This is a genomic window from Neorickettsia findlayensis, from assembly GCF_009856525.1.
GTDB lineage: Bacteria > Pseudomonadota > Alphaproteobacteria > Rickettsiales > Anaplasmataceae > Neorickettsia > Neorickettsia findlayensis.
In genome coordinates this window covers 240,578-257,898 of record NZ_CP047224.1, presented here as the reverse complement: position 1 = coordinate 257,898, position 17,321 = coordinate 240,578, and the positions used below count along the sequence as shown (strand labels likewise).

Genomic DNA, 17,321 nt, shown 5'->3' with positions numbered 1-17,321 from the left:
CAATGATCTCGCCTAGTCTAGAGAATACGCTTCAGAATGCCCTTGTCTTGGCACGGAGTTTTTCACATTCTTACGTCACATTGGAACATCTTCTTCTTGCCCTCACAGAAGATGAAGAAGTTTCCAGAATTGCCTTCAACTCAAGTATGAATTTCGCTAAGTTGAGGGACTTGCTCATTCATTTTCTTAACACAGCACAGTTCTTTGCACGCTTTTCTAATGGATGTGTTGATATTGCAAAGATAAAGCCAACGCTTGGACTAAGACGCGTCATACAGAGAACCAAAATCCACGCGAACATAGCGGAATTGGGACAAATCACAGGCTTACATGTTTTGATCGAACTGTTCTGTGAACAAGATTCCTATGCATTCTCCTTTCTCACAGAAAGCAACATAACACTCGTAGAGCTCATGTCCCATATGATAAAGTCCCAGAAAAGCCGCTCTACCGAGAGTAGGAGCACTGCAAATGCCGATATACTCAGAAGTGCTGACCTTGATAATTTAAAGGAATACTGCACGGATATGAACGAGCTAGCTATTCAAGGAAAAATTGACAAATTAATTGATAGAAAAAAAGAAATTGATAGGACAATAGAGATTCTTTTACGGAGAACTAAAAACAACCCTATTTACGTTGGTGAACCTGGAGTCGGAAAGACCGCTATAGTAGAAGGACTAGTACATGCAATAGTCAGCGGTAATGTTCCTCAGAAACTGAGAAATACACGCGTATACGCACTCAAGATAGGCTCTTTACTTGCTGGCACACGGTACAGGGGCGATTTTGAAGAGCGTATTAGAACAGTGATGAATGAAATATCCAGCAGTAAAAATACAATACTTTTTATAGACGAAATACATACGATTGTCGGTGCAGGTTCAACAAGCAATGGCTCTATTGATGCAGGAAACCTTCTAAAGCCATTTCTGACAAAGGGTCCTCTCAGATGTATTGGTGCTACAACCTATAGAGAATACTCTACACACTTTGAAAAAGATGCAGCCCTTGATAGGAGATTTCAGCGTGTAGAAGTGGAAGAACCATCTATTAGTGACACACTGAACATAATTGATGGAACAAAGTCATATTACGAGGATTTTCACAGGGTACATTATACGAAGGCATCCCTCAATGAAATAGTAAATCTAGCACACAGATACATACCAAGTAGAGCCTTCCCCGATAAAGCTATAGATTTAATGGATGATTTGGGCGCATCGTACAATGCGGAGTTATTCAATGTCAAAAGAAGGCGCGATAGAAAAATAGACACTAAGTATGTTAGGGAGACACTCGCAAAACGTTTCAATATTCCTGTTGCACAGTTAAATTATACTGTGGAAGAAATGCTCACTTCACTTGAAAGAAATCTTAAGGCAACAATTTTCGATCAAGACAATGTTATAGAGCAGGTCGTGTACTCACTGAGGCCCGGATTGCTTGGATTAAAAGGGGAAAAACCTTTAGCCTCATGCCTGTTTGGTGGTTCTACAGGCGTTGGCAAAACAGAGCTTGCTAAACAAATTGCAAAAAATTTATGCATGCAGTTTGTGAGAATTGACATGTCCGAATATATGGAAGGTCACGCCGTCTCGAGACTAATAGGCGCACCTCCAGGATATGTAGGACATGATAAAGGAAGCTTTATAGCTGAAATACTTTTTAAACAAGGCAGTGCACTTATCCTGTTTGATGAAATAGAAAAGGCACATGCTGATTTTCAAAATATTCTTCTCCAGATTCTTGATTATGGTTGCATAACAGATAGCACTGGGAAAAAGAGTAGGTTCAAAAATTGTATCATAGTCTGTACAACAAACGTCGGAGGTAGTTTTATTGAGAATAATTCTCTTGGTTTTACTCAAAATGGCAAGAAAACTACTAAGGAAGCTCAATTTGCAAATTTCTTCAACAAGGAGTTACTTGATAGATTAGATCTTGCAATAGTTTTTAATGCACTTGACAAAAATAGCGTGGAAAAAATAATAAATAAGTCTACAACTGAGATTCGTACCCTACTTGAAGAAAGAGGAATCAAGCTTAAACTTACAGATGAGGTGGTAAAATCCCTCGTTGCTAGGCACTCATCTGGTAAAATAAGTGCCAGAACTATAGAAAGAACCATCAGGAATGATATAATGCAGGCGGTTTCGGATAGGATGTTGCGTTCTAAAGTTAGCGAAATAGAGTTGATCATCAAAGACGGCTGTTTGGTGTAGGTACCTTCCTTGATTTTTGCAATTTTTTTTAGTCTTCACCAGTATTTTCGTCCCACTTGCGCGTTCCTGTTTGCGTGTGGGACGTTTTGTATTTATAGCATATGATAAAAGGTTACAGTTCTAAGTTTCATCAAGTTGTTAAAGCCCTGATCACCAAAGGAGTAAAAAGAGGTTTCGTAACATACGGTGAGTTGAGCGATTCATTTTCAGATGAGGACTTTGAAAATTTAAATTGCATAGAAGAAGCAATAAGCAAGCTGGAGGAATCAGGCATAGGCATCTTAGAGAAAGATGAAGAAGATGAGCTCAGTGAGGAAGTCAAGGAAGAAGATGAAGAAGAGGATGAAGCCGCTGATATATTAGGTCACACGGACGATCCGGTAAGGCTATACCTTCGTGAGATGAGCTACGTTAAGCTCCTTTCTAGAGATGATGAGGTGGAAATAGCAAAGGCTATTGTAGCAGAAAAATTCGAGTCGCTTTCCGCGGTTTTGCTCTTCCCTTCAGTAATGAAAAGTATAATAGACCTCGGAACAAAACTCAGAGAAGGCACGATCTCGCTGCGTGAAGTGATAGAATCGGACTCAGGATTAAAGAGTGAGCTTACTGAGGAAACAAGCAAAGGCGATGAGTTCTTTGAAGGCATAGACGGTAAACCGGAAGAAGTAAACCAGATGTCTGACGAAGAGCTCATGGAGAAGGTCTTAGAAATCTTTGTAGATCTCGGGGGAATAATCACATCCGCGCTCGATAAAGTGAAAGAAGGGCAGATGGTAAAAATTGTAGATGGTGAGGTGATACTCGACCCAGGATACGGAGAGCTACACACTCTTGCAGTAAACCATCTGAACCAAGTGAAGCTCAACCCAAAGCTTCTTGCTGAGTTTTTTGAGAGTATTCGAAGAAAGAACGAGCTTATTCTCGAAAAGAAGAAGGTACTCCTAACATTCCTAGAGGAACATGGATTGGATAGAACAACCCTAATCAAAAGTAAAGTGCACATCCTGAATACTGAGGTTCTGTCAGAACTCCTGAAGAAGCACAATATTTGCGACGCGCATTTCTCCCTCGAAGAATTCCTCTCTCCAGTCAGAGAGCTAGAAAAAAGTGAAGGAATGGACTACGAAAGTATCAGCTTTCTAAGTAGGAAGGTTGCTACTCACCTGGATAATGCAAATGCGGCAAAACATAGAATGGTAGAAGCTAATCTAAGGTTAGTGATCTCAATTGCTAAGAAGTACACTAATAGAGGCATGCCATTCCCTGATCTGATTCAAGAAGGAAATATCGGACTGATGAAAGCAGTAGATAAATTCGATCATAGAAGGGGACATAAGTTTTCTACATACGCAACTTGGTGGTGCAGACAAGCTATAACCCGTGCTATAGCAGATTGTGGAAGTATAGTAAGAAAACCTGTACACATCCACGAGACTGCAAATAAGGTAATGCGCACGAGAAGGAGACTATACAACCTCAATGGCAGAGAACCTACCGTCGAGGAGATTGCAAATCTACTTAAGATTTCTCCGGATAAGGTTAAGAAGTCACTCAAGGTAAATCAAGATCCGATCAGTCTGGAATCACCAGTGGGCGATGACAGTAACAGCGGTTCTTTTGGCGACTTTATAGAAGATAAGAACGCAGTAAGCCAAGTGGATGTGGTTCTCTCAAAAAACTTGAGGAAAGTTCTGGATGAAGCGCTTGCAATGCTCTCCCCAAGAGAAGAAAAAATCCTGAGATATAGGTTTGGACTATGTAATAGTGTGCACAGTCCCGAAGATGAGCACTACTTAAAGTCTCTGAAAATTGACCTTAATAGGGGAACAAATCTCACTCTAGAACAAGTAGGTATACTGTACAATGTAACAAGAGAAAGAATCAGACAAATTGAATCAAAGTCGTTAAGGAAAATGAGAAGCCCGAGTCGATCTATAAAATTAAGAACTTTCCTTAAATACTAGGAGTTGTGTACCTGTTTTTGACTTTACTTTTGGTTACTTTTCTTGTTCTAGTTGTCGGAGTTTTATCCATACTCGTGAGCAATAAAAAATCAGGAAATACCCTGATGTTCCTTAGGATAGTTTTGCAGTTTTTAACGATCGTTTCACTATTCGCGTTGTCCACCCCGAAATAGTATGTCGTACTGCTTGCGTGTGCATTGGTAAATAATCTCCGTTTACACTCAAATTAACATAAGGCTGCTCTTGCACTCATTAACTTTAAAGGTAAATACTTTTTGCATTTCTCTGTTGATGCAGTGTGAATCTTTGAGTCAGTGATAATCCATAAATTTTGAGGATACGTGTTACCAGCACATTTGTGAAATCACTCTGTTGATACATCGTGTAACCCTTACTTAGTAGTAATCTGCAACCTTAGAGTTCCTAAAAAAGCTCGTCGACATGCATGTACAAACCAGAAAACCTAAAAAAGCTTGATATTCCTATCATGTGAGCTTATAAATGCCACAATATATCATCACGGTCACATTATGAATCGTAAGACTGTAATATACGTGAAGGAGTCTTGTCCTTACTGTGCCAAGGCAAAGGAACTGCTCAACAGGAAAGGTATCTCATACACGGTGGTGGACATTACCAATGAGCCAGATCTAGCTGCAGTTGTGGTAAAAAAATCAGGTGGAAAGAAGACTGTTCCACAGATTTTTATTAATGACATGTGTATAGGTGGCTTTGATGATCTAAAAGCCCTCAGCGAGAGCGGCAAGCTCAATGACCTCTTATTGTTAAACGATCAATAAAGGTGTTTTATTCTTCTTCTGGCTCAGAAAAGGCAAAATCCGTTGCCGCATTTATTGATTCACGTTACGGAATAAAATGCATTGATTCTCCAGAGGCAGTAAACCCATCAATCATTCTCGCTTTAGGTGGCGATGGATTCATGCTTGACACTTTGCGTAGCACAATCGAAAGCCAGATACCTGTTTATGGGATAAATTGCGGGAACGTTGGCTTTCTACTGAACAAATTTCATCCAGACCGCTTACTCGAAGATGTAGAGAGTGCAAGTATGTACACCCTGCCCGTTTTAAATGCGGAGTTTTTTGGTGAAAACGTCAGCAGTGTGGTGAATGCAATAAATGATTGTTATTTTCTCAGGAGCCACACAAAAGCAGCAAAGCTTGGGATAATGGTAGATGGAAAAACCCTTACCGAAAATTTTGTCGGAGACGGACTGATCGTCTCGACCCCAATAGGAAGCACAGCATATAACTTAGCTGTGGGTGGAGCAGTATTATCGCTCAACTCACATTGCATTGTTCTGACCGGAATTAATTCATTTATACCAAAAGGGTTTAAGAGTCTAGTGCTACCAAGAGATAGTATAATAGAGATCAAGGTCCACCACCATGATAGAAGGCCCGTGATTGCTGCAGGAGATGCGCAAATCTTTTTAAGAGTAGAAAGAGCAAGAATCTCCATAGATAAAAAGAAGACTGTTTCTGCGTTGTTTGCAGCCAGCGAGAGTCTATATGACAAGATTATAAGGACTCAATTTCGTTGATGAAAGCTATCGGTGTTACTGGAAGAATGGCTTCAGGCAAGACATATTTTTCGTCTATTTTGTCCCGTCTACTGCGCTGTACAGTATTTGACGCAGATAAAGTTGTCCATACACTTTACAGGGAAAACGTCACATTGATAAGAACAATAAATGACATTCTTGGATGTAGAAATAATCAAAGAGAAGTAAATCGGACTCAGCTTCTTTCTTGTATTATTGAACAACCCAATCTACTAGAAAAGATTGAACAGATTGTTCATCCAATAGTTAGAGAAAAAATGTACGCGTTCATTAAGCTCTGTAGAAGGAGAAGAATGAGTACAATTATCCTGGACCTTCCACTCTTATTCAGAATCGGCGCAGATAAACTTTGCGAGAGTATCTTCTTTCTGCAAACAAGTGAAGGCCTTAGATCAACCCGCCTGAAACAACGGTGTCATCACTCAACAAAACTGGATGCATTATGTAAGATCAAATTTCTACAACGAGACAAGTGTGGTAGAAGAGTGATTGTAATTTCATCTGGTCTAGCAAAATATGAACTCTACAAGTACACTCAATTCGTGCGAACAAAACGGAAACCTACCACATTAGAACAATGGTGTTCTTGAGTTTCTTCGTAGAGGCTCAGAAAGCCTGTTTGTCAGGCAGAGTGGTCCTAGGGAAATTTTCCAGAATAAAGAATGTTATTTTACACAGGTGAAAATCCATGCTAGAATTGCTCCCTTCCCTTTTACACAAATGCTTCGCGACACAATAAATCCCTAAAGGAGCGCTCTTCTCAATGGATAGATATTTCTTAAGAGTTTCTACGAATATAGAGGAAATCCATCGGTGGTGCCGCAGTAGAATTAGTGGAGGGTTGTTGTATCTCTCAGCAGACATAAGGAGTGCTAAATTTAAACTTGCCCCGGTAGATGTAAACGTCTTTCCGGCCGGATTTCACCTACTCAATAATGAAAGTCGAGCACTTGCAACAAGGCTGATTTATGAGCACTATACAGGAAAGACAATTTTATTGATCATAGAGACGCATACCCGGAATACACACTACTTAAGTAACGTTCGTGCACTGAAAAAACTGTTTGAGGATGCAAAAAACACCGTCATTCTCGGAAATCCTAGTGACCAGAAAATAGAAAACATAAACACAGAAACTTTTTATATAAAAGATAAAAGAATCATCACGGAAAGCGGTGTGATTCCAGATTTAATAGTGCTGAACAATGATATGATTTCGCTTGACCCCTCTGTACTCTTGGGAGTGATTCAGCCGTGTCTTCCTTCCCCACTATTAGGTTGGTGGAAAAGAACAAAAAGTCAGTATTTCCCGTACTATGAAAAAACAGTAGAGGAATTCTCCAACACTTTTGAGTTAGACCCATGGTTATTGTGTGCTTATTCAGAAGCTTGTAATAACATTAACTTTGACACTCAAGAAAGCCTTATAAGACTCGCAAATGTTGTAGATGGAATAATTCAAAAGATCCAGAAAAACTACGAGAAGTATGATATATCGTCAAAACCATTTGTTTTTATTAAAGCAAATAGCGGCAGTTACGGTATGGGGATTCTTACCGCAAGCAGTGGAAAAGAAGTCCTCTCCATGAACAAAAAAAAACGTAAAAAGTTAGGAATTACTAAAGGTAATACTGCAATTACAAGTGTTATAGTCCAGGAAGGCATAGAAACCGAAGAATATTATCTCAACTACCCTGCAGAAACCCTTATGTACTCGGTTTTAGGGGAGAAAATTGCGTTTGCAACACGTTATAATACGAAACACGATGCACGACAAAACTTAAACAGCTCTGGAATGCATTTCGTTGATCACACCGCCGCAAAAATGACCGACACACAATTACAAGTTGTAAGTAACCTTATTATTATCGCAGCAGAAAAGGAGGCCCAAGCCGTAGACAATAAAAATATCGTTGCAGCACTGGAATCAAGCACTTTCAGACTAGAGTAGGAAAGCGCAACGGACCGATAGTGGTATCCATTCAAACTCGTACGCAGAAGTGTGTCACACTATTTTATCGGACTATTCTTTGTTGACCGTGAGACTGTATTCATTAAGGAACTTCTCTTTGTGCATAGTAATATTACTTAAAAGAAGAGGAAGATTCGCACCAATAAATCTAAATGACTTATTCAAACGCTCCAAATCCAGCACAGTGAAACGCGACAAAACATATACAGCCGGATCACCCATACCTCTTCCCACACCGAAGCGAAACCTCCAATAGTCCGTACCCAAGTTGGCATCAAGAGATTTTAATCCATTATGACCCCCAGAGCCCCCACCCTTTTTTATCTTCACTTTAGCAAAATCAAGATCGATATCGTCATGAAAGACAATTACATTTTCGAGCTCGACTTTATAAAAGTTGACTAACTGCAAAAGCGGCCCACCGGAATTATTCATAAAGGTCACCGGCTTGAACAAGTGTAAAACAGAGGAAGAAACCCGCCCTGAAGATAAAAGACCAGAAAATCTGGGAAGAAACTCCGGGAAAGAAAAGGTACACCTAATATAATCAAGCAGCATGAACCCAAGGTTATGCCGCGTCTTCACATACCGCAATCCTGGATTACCTAGACCACACAAAACAAGTGTGCGAAACTCCGACATTACGCGGTAGCAGTCGCAGTACCAGCCTTAGTAGCTTTCTTACCCACAACCGTCGCAACAACCGAGTTTGCATCCTTCGCAAGCGGCACAACCCCATCAGGAAAAATCAGATCAGAGAACTTGATTGAGTCACCCACCTTAGCATTCTCTACATCTACAGGAATACTTTTAGGAAGATTGGCTGCCGTACACCTGACAAGGACGGTCCGCTTGACTATATTGAGCATTGCACCGAGCCTTATCGCTTCGGACTTTCCAGAGTTTATAAAATTGAGTGGAACTTGAAACTTCGAGGCATGTTCACAAGCAAAAACAAAATCCAAATGCAACACAACAGAAGAAACCGGGTGGAGTTCATACGCTTTAGGAACTACCTTATGCACTTCCCCTTCGCAAGACAACTCCACAATTCCACTACCTGACAAAGCTGTAAAATATTTGCTCACATCTCTAACAGAAATGGCAACGTTTATATTTTCTCGGTCCTTCCCATAGATAACAGCCGGCACGAATCCAGATTTGCGCAAAACACCAGCACTGCGTCCACCAAAACTGGTTCTAGGAATACACTCAATCGAAACAACCATTCTTACCTAAGCAAACATCGCAGAAACACCCGATTTTAGATCGTTTTTTCAGATTACGCAAATCTCCAGCGTATGCACTGCGCGTAAGAAACCAAGTTATTACAATACATATAGCTGTCATTATGAGTGCTGGCATTGCAGCATCTTCATATCTTTCATCCATGACAAGCTCGTACACACGTGTGGACATTGTTTCAAAGTTGAAAGGCCTCACAAGCAAAGTCAACGGCAGTTCTTTAAGCGTATCAAGAAAAATAAGCATAGCAGCACTAACCAAAGACCCAACCAACATCGGCGAATAAACACGCACTGTATCGATGAAACCGCTTTTTCCTATAAGCATCATAGTCCAAGGAATTTCGTTGGGTATTTTTTCCATGCCAGATTTTATACTGTTAGAACCCAGAGCAAGAAAGCGAAAGACATATGCATAAATCAGGGCTGTGAACGTCCCAATCGTAAAAATGTGCAACCCTGGTAGTGGTACATATGACAGAAATGACGAACCGCTAGCGAAAAAGTTTATTATGCCCATTCCCACAACCAACCCAGGAACCGAGTAGCCTAAATTGGACAGCTGAAAGGCAGTCGCCCCTATCTTTTTCTTTTTCTCCATATAAACAAAAAAAGATGCGACCAGAATTGTAAAAAAGGAGACTATTAAGGCAATCTGGATACTTTTAAAAGTAAGAGACAAGAGCTTATAATCCGGAACTGCATCAATGCTTAGAATCGCGAGTGAAACTATTGGGAAAACTAAACCTGAAAGTGGAAGTAAGGACAGCAAAAGCGGAACAAGGACGGCTTTGTAGCCCTTAAGGTGCCAACAACAGTCTAAACGAGGGTCCCCTATCACATTAGAATAAAGAGCACCTTGTCTTAGAAGTTTCTCGAGAAAAATCATTCCTACAACAAACAGTAGCAAAAACAGAATCAACCTCGATGCACCGATGACATCATTCAGTAGGAACCACTTCCTATATATACCCGTTACAAAGGTCTGCAGACCAAAAAATTGCATTATCCCAAAGTCTGAAATCACTTCCATCAACACAAGTGTGATCCCACCAACTATAGCTGGTCTCGCTATTGGAATCACAACTTCAAACATACTGGAAAGAAAAGATTTTCCACAGCTTCTTGATATTGCTATTGCCCCACCAATAGAAGAAATCCTAGCTAAGCACAGTATGTAGACATATGGGTAAAACGCGACGCTCATAACAAAAATTGCCCCATACAAAGAGTTGATTCTCAGCAAGTGCTGCACACCAAAAACATCTCTCAAGAAACTCGAAAACTCAGACGAAAAGCCAAAGAACTGCACATAGGAAAGCGCCATTATGTAACCTGGAACAGCAATCGGGAAAAATAACAGCATTCTCAACAGTCTTCTACCCGGAAAACTCAAAAATGTAACCGCACAAGCAGAACCAACCCCAAAAACAAAAGTCAAAAAGCCAACCCCAGAAAGTAGTGCAAGAGTGTTGAGTAGATATTCACCGAATAACCAGCAAGAAGCACAAACAAACCCGTATGGGCTAAACGATGGTAGAATCAGTGAAAACGTGGGAGCAAAAAATAGAAGAATCAGTCCATTAAGTAGTACCTTTTGCATTACAAGCCCCGCCAAGCATACAAAGAGATGATAAGAAATATGCACGTCTCATTCAACGTTAGGTGGGCTCCGATTTTTAGCAAAATCATTTGCACTTGTCCCAGGGAAACTTTAGCAAACAAAGCTGCTTCCACAAAGGAAATGAGGAGTCGATCACAAGCAGAAACATACCTCCTCAGTGATACCTCATACTACGGATACAACTCATTATTTTTCCTGTAAGAAGAAATTAAATTACGAATGTCATACTTATTGATAGGTATTTGATGGTGCACTGTATAGCAAAGGCATGTTAGAATCGTGGTTATTCTATAACCCTTGTCTAGAGGAAAATGGCTCGCTATGCTCACAGCTAAAACAAGATATGCGATTGTGGCATCTATTGATATTGCGTTGCACTCAAACAGTAAAAAATATGTAAAAACCTCGGAGATTGCGTCAAGACAAAAGATATCTGAGAAATTCCTTGAGTTGATTTTACCACCCCTGAAAAAACAAGGAATTTTAGACTCTCTGCTCGGTCCCGGAGGCGGTTATAGACTTGCTAAAAAACCCGATACAATCTTCTTAATGCAAATCCTAAAAGCCGTAGCTGACACTCCAAAAATAACTCGTTGTGGTGATGGACAGCAAAGCTGTACGGGAGAAACAAAGAAATGCTATACCCATAATTTATGGATTGTTTTAGAGAAAAGATTCAACAATTTTTTTGAGTCCATCACACTTCACGACATCATCTCAGATGATATTCTGAGACAAGAAAAGAACATACAAAACGGATCGATACTGGAATCTTATCAGGAAGACATCATATATATGGATAATAATGCCACAGCTACCCCTTTCCGGTATGCAGTGGAGAAAGCGTGTACTCTCTTAAAACGTCCATATAATGCGTCCTCAATTCACAGACGTGGACAAGAAGCCAGAGAAGTTATTGAAGAAGCCCGTAGGCTGATAAAAAAAAATCTCAACTTAGAAGAATATGACCTTATCTTCACTGCTTCTGGAACAGAAGCAAATAACATGCTTTTTCATAATGCAAGCAATTACCACCATATAGTTTGCAGTACAGACCACAGTTCGACGCTTAAGGTTGCTAATAACCCCATCGAAGTCGATGTGGACGAGAACGGCATTATCAAGCTCGAAAGTCTAGAAAGAGCTCTATTGGAAAACCCCGGTTATAAATTAGTGTCGGTGTGCCTAGCAAATAGCGAAACTGGAGTTATACAACCACTGGACCTCATAATGGAAATTGCAAAAGAGCATAAGGCGCTTGTACATACGGACGCTACACAAGCTATTTCCAGAATTCATTGTAGATTTAATGAGACGCAGCCGGATTTCATTACTTTCTCTGCACACAAAATGGGAGGCATTATTGGCACTGGATGCCTCGCTTGCAGAAAAGATCTTTTGCAAGAACTGAAACCACTCATCCTGGGAGGAGGACAAGAAAGAAACCTCAGAAGCGGAACTGAAAATCTTGCCGCAATAGCTGCATGTGGAAGCGCATCAACATTTATTAATGCCTCTATAAAAAATATGAAAAATATAAGATCTTTAAGAGATTACATGGAAGATGAGGTATCAAAACGCATGAAGTCGGCTGTAATATTGGGCCAGAAAGCTCAAAGACTTCCAAATACGAGTTGTATCATCATCCCAGAAATTGATGGGACAACTCAACTAATGCATTTCGATATGCATGGAATATGTGTCAGCAATGGGTCAGCATGTTCATCCGGACAGCTAGAAGCATCTCATGTATTACGTGCAATGGGCTTTGACAATGACATGGCTAAGTCAGCAATTAGAATAAGCTTGGGGATTTCAAATACAAAAGAAGAGGTGAAAAAGCTTGTATCAACATGGGAGATATTATACAACATTAGGGTATAGAATGATTATTACATAGTTCCAACTAGGAAAATGAAAAATGAAGTTACCAATATTCCTTGATAATCAATCCACAACTCAACCTGATCGGGAAGTCGTTGAGGCAATGGTCAGTTTCTTTGACCGTCCTTGCAACCCGCATTCAAGAACACATTCATACGGATGGCATGCTGAGGCCGCTGTAGAAAATGCACGTGAAAAGATTGCACACCTTATTGGCGCTTCTCCTAAAGACATCATTTTTACATCTGGTGCAACAGAATCAAATAATTTAGCTATTAAGGGAGTGGCTAATTTTTATCGGTCAAATGAGAAAAACCACATAATTACCCTTTCTACAGAGCATAAATGCGTCCTGGATAGCTGTAGAAACTTGGAAACAAGTGGAATCGCAATAACTTACCTTCAAGTAGAGAAAAACGGCATTGTAAATTTGGACGTACTCAAAAAAGCTATAAAACCATCAACCCTGATGGTTTCTATCATGGCCGCAAATAACGAAATAGGTGTCCTGCAACCACTCAAAGAGATCGGACAAATATGCAAGGAAGCAGGGATAATCTTTCATACGGACGCAGCGCAAGCCTTTGGTAAAATCCCACTCAATGTGGAAGAAATGCAGATCTCGCTTATGAGCATTTCTGGTCACAAGATATACGGCCCAATGGGTGTTGGCGCACTTTACATTCGTAGAAAAAACCCTCGTATAAGGTTGACACCGTTGTTCAGCGGAGGTGGTCAAGAAAGAGGTATTCGCTCCGGCACACTTCCTACTCCGTTGATTGTTGGTTTCGGAAAAGCAGCAGAAGTTGCCGCAAAGGTAATGGAAGAAGAACATAAAAGAGTAAAGTTCCTAGCAAATAAGCTGTACAAAATAATCAAGGCAGGAATACCAGACGTAGTTTTAAACGGGGATCCCTCAGTAAGGCTACCTGGCAATCTCAACATCAGTTTCCCTTATGTTGAAGGAGAATCAATAATTATGGCAATCCCCGAAATATCTGTTAGCTCCGGATCTGCGTGTACATCAGCATCTTTAGAGCCATCCTACGTTCTGAAAGCACTTGGAGTCACAGAGGACCTCGCTCACTCATCAATACGCTTTTCGGTTGGTAGGTATAACACAGAAGAAGAAATAACTATGGCTGGTGAGTTGCTTGTGAAAAAAGTTATTCGGCTGCGTGAGATGAGCCCTCTATGGGAAATGGCTCAGGAAGGGATAGATCTTAACTCGATAAAATGGGATGCGAGCTAGGCAAATGGTTGATAAAATAGGTAATATTAATATTTAGTTTAGGAGGAGGACGTTTATGGCTTATAGTGATTCCGTATTAAATCATTACAACAACCCAAGAAATGTTGGTACGATTGATAAGAACAAAAAAAACGTAGGAACCGGTTTAGTAGGTGCTCCAGCCTGTGGAGATGTGATGAGGTTACAGATTGAAGTTGATGATAACGGTTGTATTGTAGATGCAAAGTTTAAAACCTTCGGTTGTGGCTCAGCAATAGCATCAAGCTCTTTAGCAACAGAATATCTAATCGGGAAGAGTATCGAGGAAGCAGAACAAATTAAGAACACCGAGATCGCATCTACTTTGTGCCTCCCGCCAATAAAGATGCATTGCTCCATGCTGGCAGAGGACGCAATTAAAGCTGCAATCAAAGATTTTAAAGATAAACAGGGTGCTTCTAATGCTGAGGAGCCAACAGATAAAAAAGGGTAAAGTAAAGTTCTCCATATCTAGATTCAGATGAACTCAACTGGACCACCTATCACAGTAAGCACCTTGGCATTTCAAAAGTTTGTTGAGCTAATTGATGAAAGGAAAAGAAAGGGTAAGTCGACTCTGGGAATAAGAATAAAATTACTTTCCAAGGGGTGCGGCGGAAATGAATACGGCATGGAGTACGTCGAAGAGGCAACACTATGTGATGAAGTTGTAGAGTTAGTACAAGAGCCAGGTGGAAAGGTAGTATTATTTGTTGATCCAAAAACGATGCTTAGAATTATTGGAACCCAAATAGAGTATGAAGAAACAAAATTCAAAAGTGGATTCGTTTTTAAAAATCCCAAGGAGAAAGGAAGATGTGGATGTGGCAAGAGTTTTTACTATTGAGTAGGTGAGTACGATACTAAATTGAGCGAGACGGGTGCAACACTAAACTTCACACCAAGGAAAGTAGGTGTGCATTTATTCTTGTTTGAAAGATAGTTGGATTAGTTAACCACGTGAGATGCAAAAAAAAAATTATTTCAGGGTCCTGGAGTTAGAAGAAAGGTTCACTCTAGACCCTGCAGATTCATTAGAGAAATCCTATCTCACTCTGCAGAAAGAATTGAGAACCACGTCTAATTCAATTCAGGAAGATTCTGTTGTCTATGGGAAGGTTCAATTGGTCAACAAAGCGTACCACTTTTTAAAAGATCCGGTTAACAGAGCACAGCATTTGTTAGAATTATCTGGTTACACGAACCTCTCGGATAGATGCCGTCCAGAACTGCTTATGCAAATCATCGAATTGGAGGAAAAAGTAGAAAACGGCGGAGCCACAGAGGTACTACCGTTAGTAGAGAAAATGTACACCAATGCTTTGCAACAAATGGAAGAAGCTTTTAATTGCAAAAATTACGACTTGGCAAGCTCGCACTGTGTAGGACTCAAATATTTAGAAAAAATAAAACAAAGGATCTATGCAAGTGATAACAATCGGTGAACCAAGACAAAGACTTGATCGCGAAGTCATCATAGGTATAGATTTTGGAACGACCAATTCTCTTGTTTGTGTATTCGATAGCGGAAAATGCGTTGTTATTCCTCAGGAGGATGGTAGCATCCTTCTTCCGTCCACTATCGGTGTAAAAGGCAAGGACATAATTGTCGGAAAGGAAGCAAAAAAATGTAAAGGTTACATTCTCTCAATAAAGAGGATAATTGCGAAAAAAGCGAGCATTCCGGGAAGTATACGCGACAATCCACAGGAGATGTGCGCTCTCTCAATAGGGTATGCATCCAGAATTTTTGCATCTCTAAAAAGTGCAGCTGAAAAATATCTTGGACACTGTGTGAACATGGCTGTGGTAACAGTCCCGGCATACTTTGACAACGCTTCTCGCACGGCAATTAAGGATGCAGCAACGATTGCTGGACTAAATGTTGTGCGTCTATTGAGCGAACCAACTGCAGCAGCACTTTTCTACGGAATTGATGAGAAAAAAGAAAAAGGCAGATACATCGTCTATGACCTGGGTGGTGGAACTTTTGATGTTTCAATTCTGGAATTCCACAAAGGTATTTTTAAGGTTTCTTGTAGCGATGGTGATGATTACCTCGGTGGTGATAATTTTGATCAGGCACTGTTGGAACATCTCTCGAAGAAGCATGCACTTGAAACCACAGATGAGGAAAAAGCAGTCTTACTAGCGATTTGTGTGAAGATCAAAGAAGAACTGACTCATCGAAACAGAGTAACAGAGTACTTTGACTACCGAGGACAAAACATATGTTTTGACGTCACGTTGGATGAATTTGAAAAAGTCATAGAAAAAGATGTAGAGAAAACAATCAACATAGTGAAACGCGCTCTTAGAGCAAGCACCCTTTCTGTAGAAGATATTGATGGTCTTCTTCTTGTTGGCGGGTCAACGAGAGTACCAATGATAAGAAGCAGAGTTTCCGCCTTTTTTGGGGAAGAAAAAGTAGTAACCGAAGTTAATCCAGAAACAATTGTTGCTTGCGGCGCAGCACTAATGGGGAGCTTTCTGAACAATAAAAATCCTAGAAGGGTACTTTTATTAGATGTTCTACCACTCTCATTAGGAATAGAGACTCTTGACGGTACGATGGAGAAAATCATCATGAAAGATACTCCAATTCCAGTCAAACAGTCACAAGTACTCACCAATGCGGTTGATAATCAAACCTCTTTTAAGATACGTGTCTTACAAGGGGAAAGAGAATTCGCTTCTGATAATAGGTACTTAGCGGAGTTTACACTTAACAACCTACCCCCGCTTCCAATGGGTAAGGCACGAATAGAGATTACCTTTGGTATAAATGAAGATGGAATATTAAAGGTAAGTGCAATCGAATTGTTTACAGGAAAAGCACAAACAATTGAAATAAACCCACATTATGGATTAAAAAGGGAAACGGTGGAGAAAATGGTAGAAGATTCCCTAATTAACCTCACAGAAGATATAAAAAGAAGGTCAGTAACAGATGCGCAGAAACACGCCGAACGTATTTTACAGGTTTTAAAGAAAGCCTTGCTCGAGAACGCATCTTTACTCTGCGACGGTGAAAAAAAAATAATCGATAGACATATGCAACTTATAGAAAGAAGTATACAAAAATGTGATAGCATCGAAATTAGGAAAGCAACCAAGGAATTGGAACAAGTCTCGGAACCGTTCCTGAAGCGTAGGTTGGACTTTCTTTTTAAGAAGATGAAAATAGACCTAAATAAAATCTGATATGTCGAAGGCGCTAAAAATAACTTTCGTTGAACCGGATGGCAAAGAGCATTGTTGTACTGCTCATGAAGGGGAAACTGTTCTCACGGTGGCACACAGAAACGGTATTGACTTAGAGGGCGCATGTGAAGGTTCTCTTGCGTGTTCTACTTGTCACGTGATAGTTGAACCACAATGGTTCGACAAACTGCCTCCTATCTCCGACGATGAAGATGACATGCTAGACCTTGCGTTCGGTCTATCTGCTACGTCAAGATTGGGCTGCCAAATCGTAATGAATGAGCGTATAGATGGGATTAAAGTGAAGCTTCCAAGCGCGACAAGAAATATAAAGTAATGGGTTTGTTAC

17 protein-coding genes are annotated in these 17,321 nt (G+C 40.3%); 14 read left to right on the top strand and 3 right to left on the bottom strand.

All coding sequences use genetic code 11. The features are described from left to right. Positions 1–2 precede the first annotated feature (2 nt). From GP480_RS01275 to gshA, 7 genes are all read left to right on the top strand, one after another. Entirely contained in the window at positions 3–2,225 is a 2,223-nt protein-coding gene (locus GP480_RS01275) for an AAA family ATPase (RefSeq protein ID WP_160095152.1), read from the top strand. A 101-nt stretch (positions 2,226–2,326) separates the two neighbouring features. Next, entirely contained in the window at positions 2,327–4,189 is a 1,863-nt protein-coding gene (locus GP480_RS01270; protein ID WP_160095150.1) for a sigma-70 family RNA polymerase sigma factor, read from the top strand. Between the two features lie 5 nt (positions 4,190–4,194). After that, on the top strand, positions 4,195–4,362 hold the full coding sequence (locus GP480_RS04075; protein ID WP_160095148.1) for an HIG1 domain-containing protein: 168 nt from the start codon (positions 4,195–4,197) through the stop codon (positions 4,360–4,362). A gap of 357 nt (positions 4,363–4,719) precedes the next feature. Further along, positions 4,720–4,989, top strand: a complete 270-nt coding sequence (grxC, locus tag GP480_RS01260; RefSeq protein ID WP_160095146.1) for a glutaredoxin 3 — start codon at positions 4,720–4,722, stop codon at positions 4,987–4,989. A gap of 2 nt (positions 4,990–4,991) precedes the next feature. After that, a complete protein-coding gene (locus GP480_RS01255; protein WP_160095144.1) occupies positions 4,992–5,753 on the top strand; it encodes an NAD kinase in 762 nt (253 codons plus the stop codon). After that, the gene (gene coaE, locus GP480_RS01250) at positions 5,753–6,364 is read left to right on the top strand and encodes a dephospho-CoA kinase (protein ID WP_160096082.1); all 612 of its coding nucleotides are present in this window, start codon (positions 5,753–5,755) and stop codon (positions 6,362–6,364) included. Before GP480_RS01255 ends, coaE begins: the two co-directional genes overlap by 1 nt. Before the next feature lie 173 nt (positions 6,365–6,537). Then, positions 6,538–7,725, top strand: a complete 1,188-nt coding sequence (gshA, locus tag GP480_RS01245; protein ID WP_160095142.1) for a glutamate--cysteine ligase — start codon at positions 6,538–6,540, stop codon at positions 7,723–7,725. A gap of 72 nt (positions 7,726–7,797) precedes the next feature. Here gshA and pth read toward each other — a convergent pair whose 3' ends face one another. The 3 genes from pth to GP480_RS01230 are packed head-to-tail and all read right to left on the bottom strand — an operon-like array spanning position 7,798 to position 10,593. Next, a complete protein-coding gene (gene pth, locus GP480_RS01240; RefSeq protein WP_160095140.1) occupies positions 7,798–8,388 on the bottom strand; it encodes an aminoacyl-tRNA hydrolase in 591 nt (196 codons plus the stop codon). Then, complete coding sequence (locus GP480_RS01235; RefSeq protein ID WP_160095138.1) at positions 8,388–8,975, bottom strand: 50S ribosomal protein L25; 588 nt, start codon at positions 8,973–8,975, stop codon at positions 8,388–8,390. The genes pth and GP480_RS01235 overlap by 1 nt, the downstream gene beginning before the upstream one ends. Continuing rightward, positions 8,959–10,593, bottom strand: coding sequence for an ABC transporter permease (locus GP480_RS01230; protein WP_160095136.1), 1,635 nt, complete (start codon positions 10,591–10,593; stop codon positions 8,959–8,961). The genes GP480_RS01235 and GP480_RS01230 overlap by 17 nt, the downstream gene beginning before the upstream one ends. 342 nt (positions 10,594–10,935) lie before the next feature. On the opposite strand from GP480_RS01230, the gene GP480_RS01225 reads away from it, so the two are divergent. From GP480_RS01225 to GP480_RS01195, 7 genes are all read left to right on the top strand, one after another. Continuing rightward, on the top strand, positions 10,936–12,498 hold the full coding sequence (locus GP480_RS01225) for an aminotransferase class V-fold PLP-dependent enzyme (RefSeq protein WP_160095134.1): 1,563 nt from the start codon (positions 10,936–10,938) through the stop codon (positions 12,496–12,498). Positions 12,499–12,535: 37 nt separating this feature from the next. Beyond that, positions 12,536–13,750, top strand: coding sequence for an IscS subfamily cysteine desulfurase (locus GP480_RS01220; RefSeq protein WP_160095132.1), 1,215 nt, complete (start codon positions 12,536–12,538; stop codon positions 13,748–13,750). Between the two features lie 55 nt (positions 13,751–13,805). Then, the gene (gene iscU, locus GP480_RS01215) at positions 13,806–14,222 is read left to right on the top strand and encodes a Fe-S cluster assembly scaffold IscU (protein ID WP_160095130.1); all 417 of its coding nucleotides are present in this window, start codon (positions 13,806–13,808) and stop codon (positions 14,220–14,222) included. Positions 14,223–14,249: 27 nt separating this feature from the next. Then, positions 14,250–14,615 (top strand): HesB/IscA family protein, encoded by a 366-nt coding sequence (locus GP480_RS01210; RefSeq protein WP_160095128.1) that lies wholly within the window; start codon positions 14,250–14,252, stop codon positions 14,613–14,615. A gap of 118 nt (positions 14,616–14,733) precedes the next feature. After that, on the top strand, positions 14,734–15,213 hold the full coding sequence (gene hscB, locus GP480_RS01205) for a Fe-S protein assembly co-chaperone HscB (protein ID WP_160095126.1): 480 nt from the start codon (positions 14,734–14,736) through the stop codon (positions 15,211–15,213). After that, positions 15,191–16,972, top strand: a complete 1,782-nt coding sequence (locus GP480_RS01200) for an Hsp70 family protein (RefSeq protein ID WP_160095124.1) — start codon at positions 15,191–15,193, stop codon at positions 16,970–16,972. The genes hscB and GP480_RS01200 overlap by 23 nt, the downstream gene beginning before the upstream one ends. 1 nt (position 16,973) lies before the next feature. Further along, complete coding sequence (locus GP480_RS01195) at positions 16,974–17,309, top strand: ferredoxin family 2Fe-2S iron-sulfur cluster binding protein (protein WP_160095122.1); 336 nt, start codon at positions 16,974–16,976, stop codon at positions 17,307–17,309. Positions 17,310–17,321: the final 12 nt, after the last annotated feature.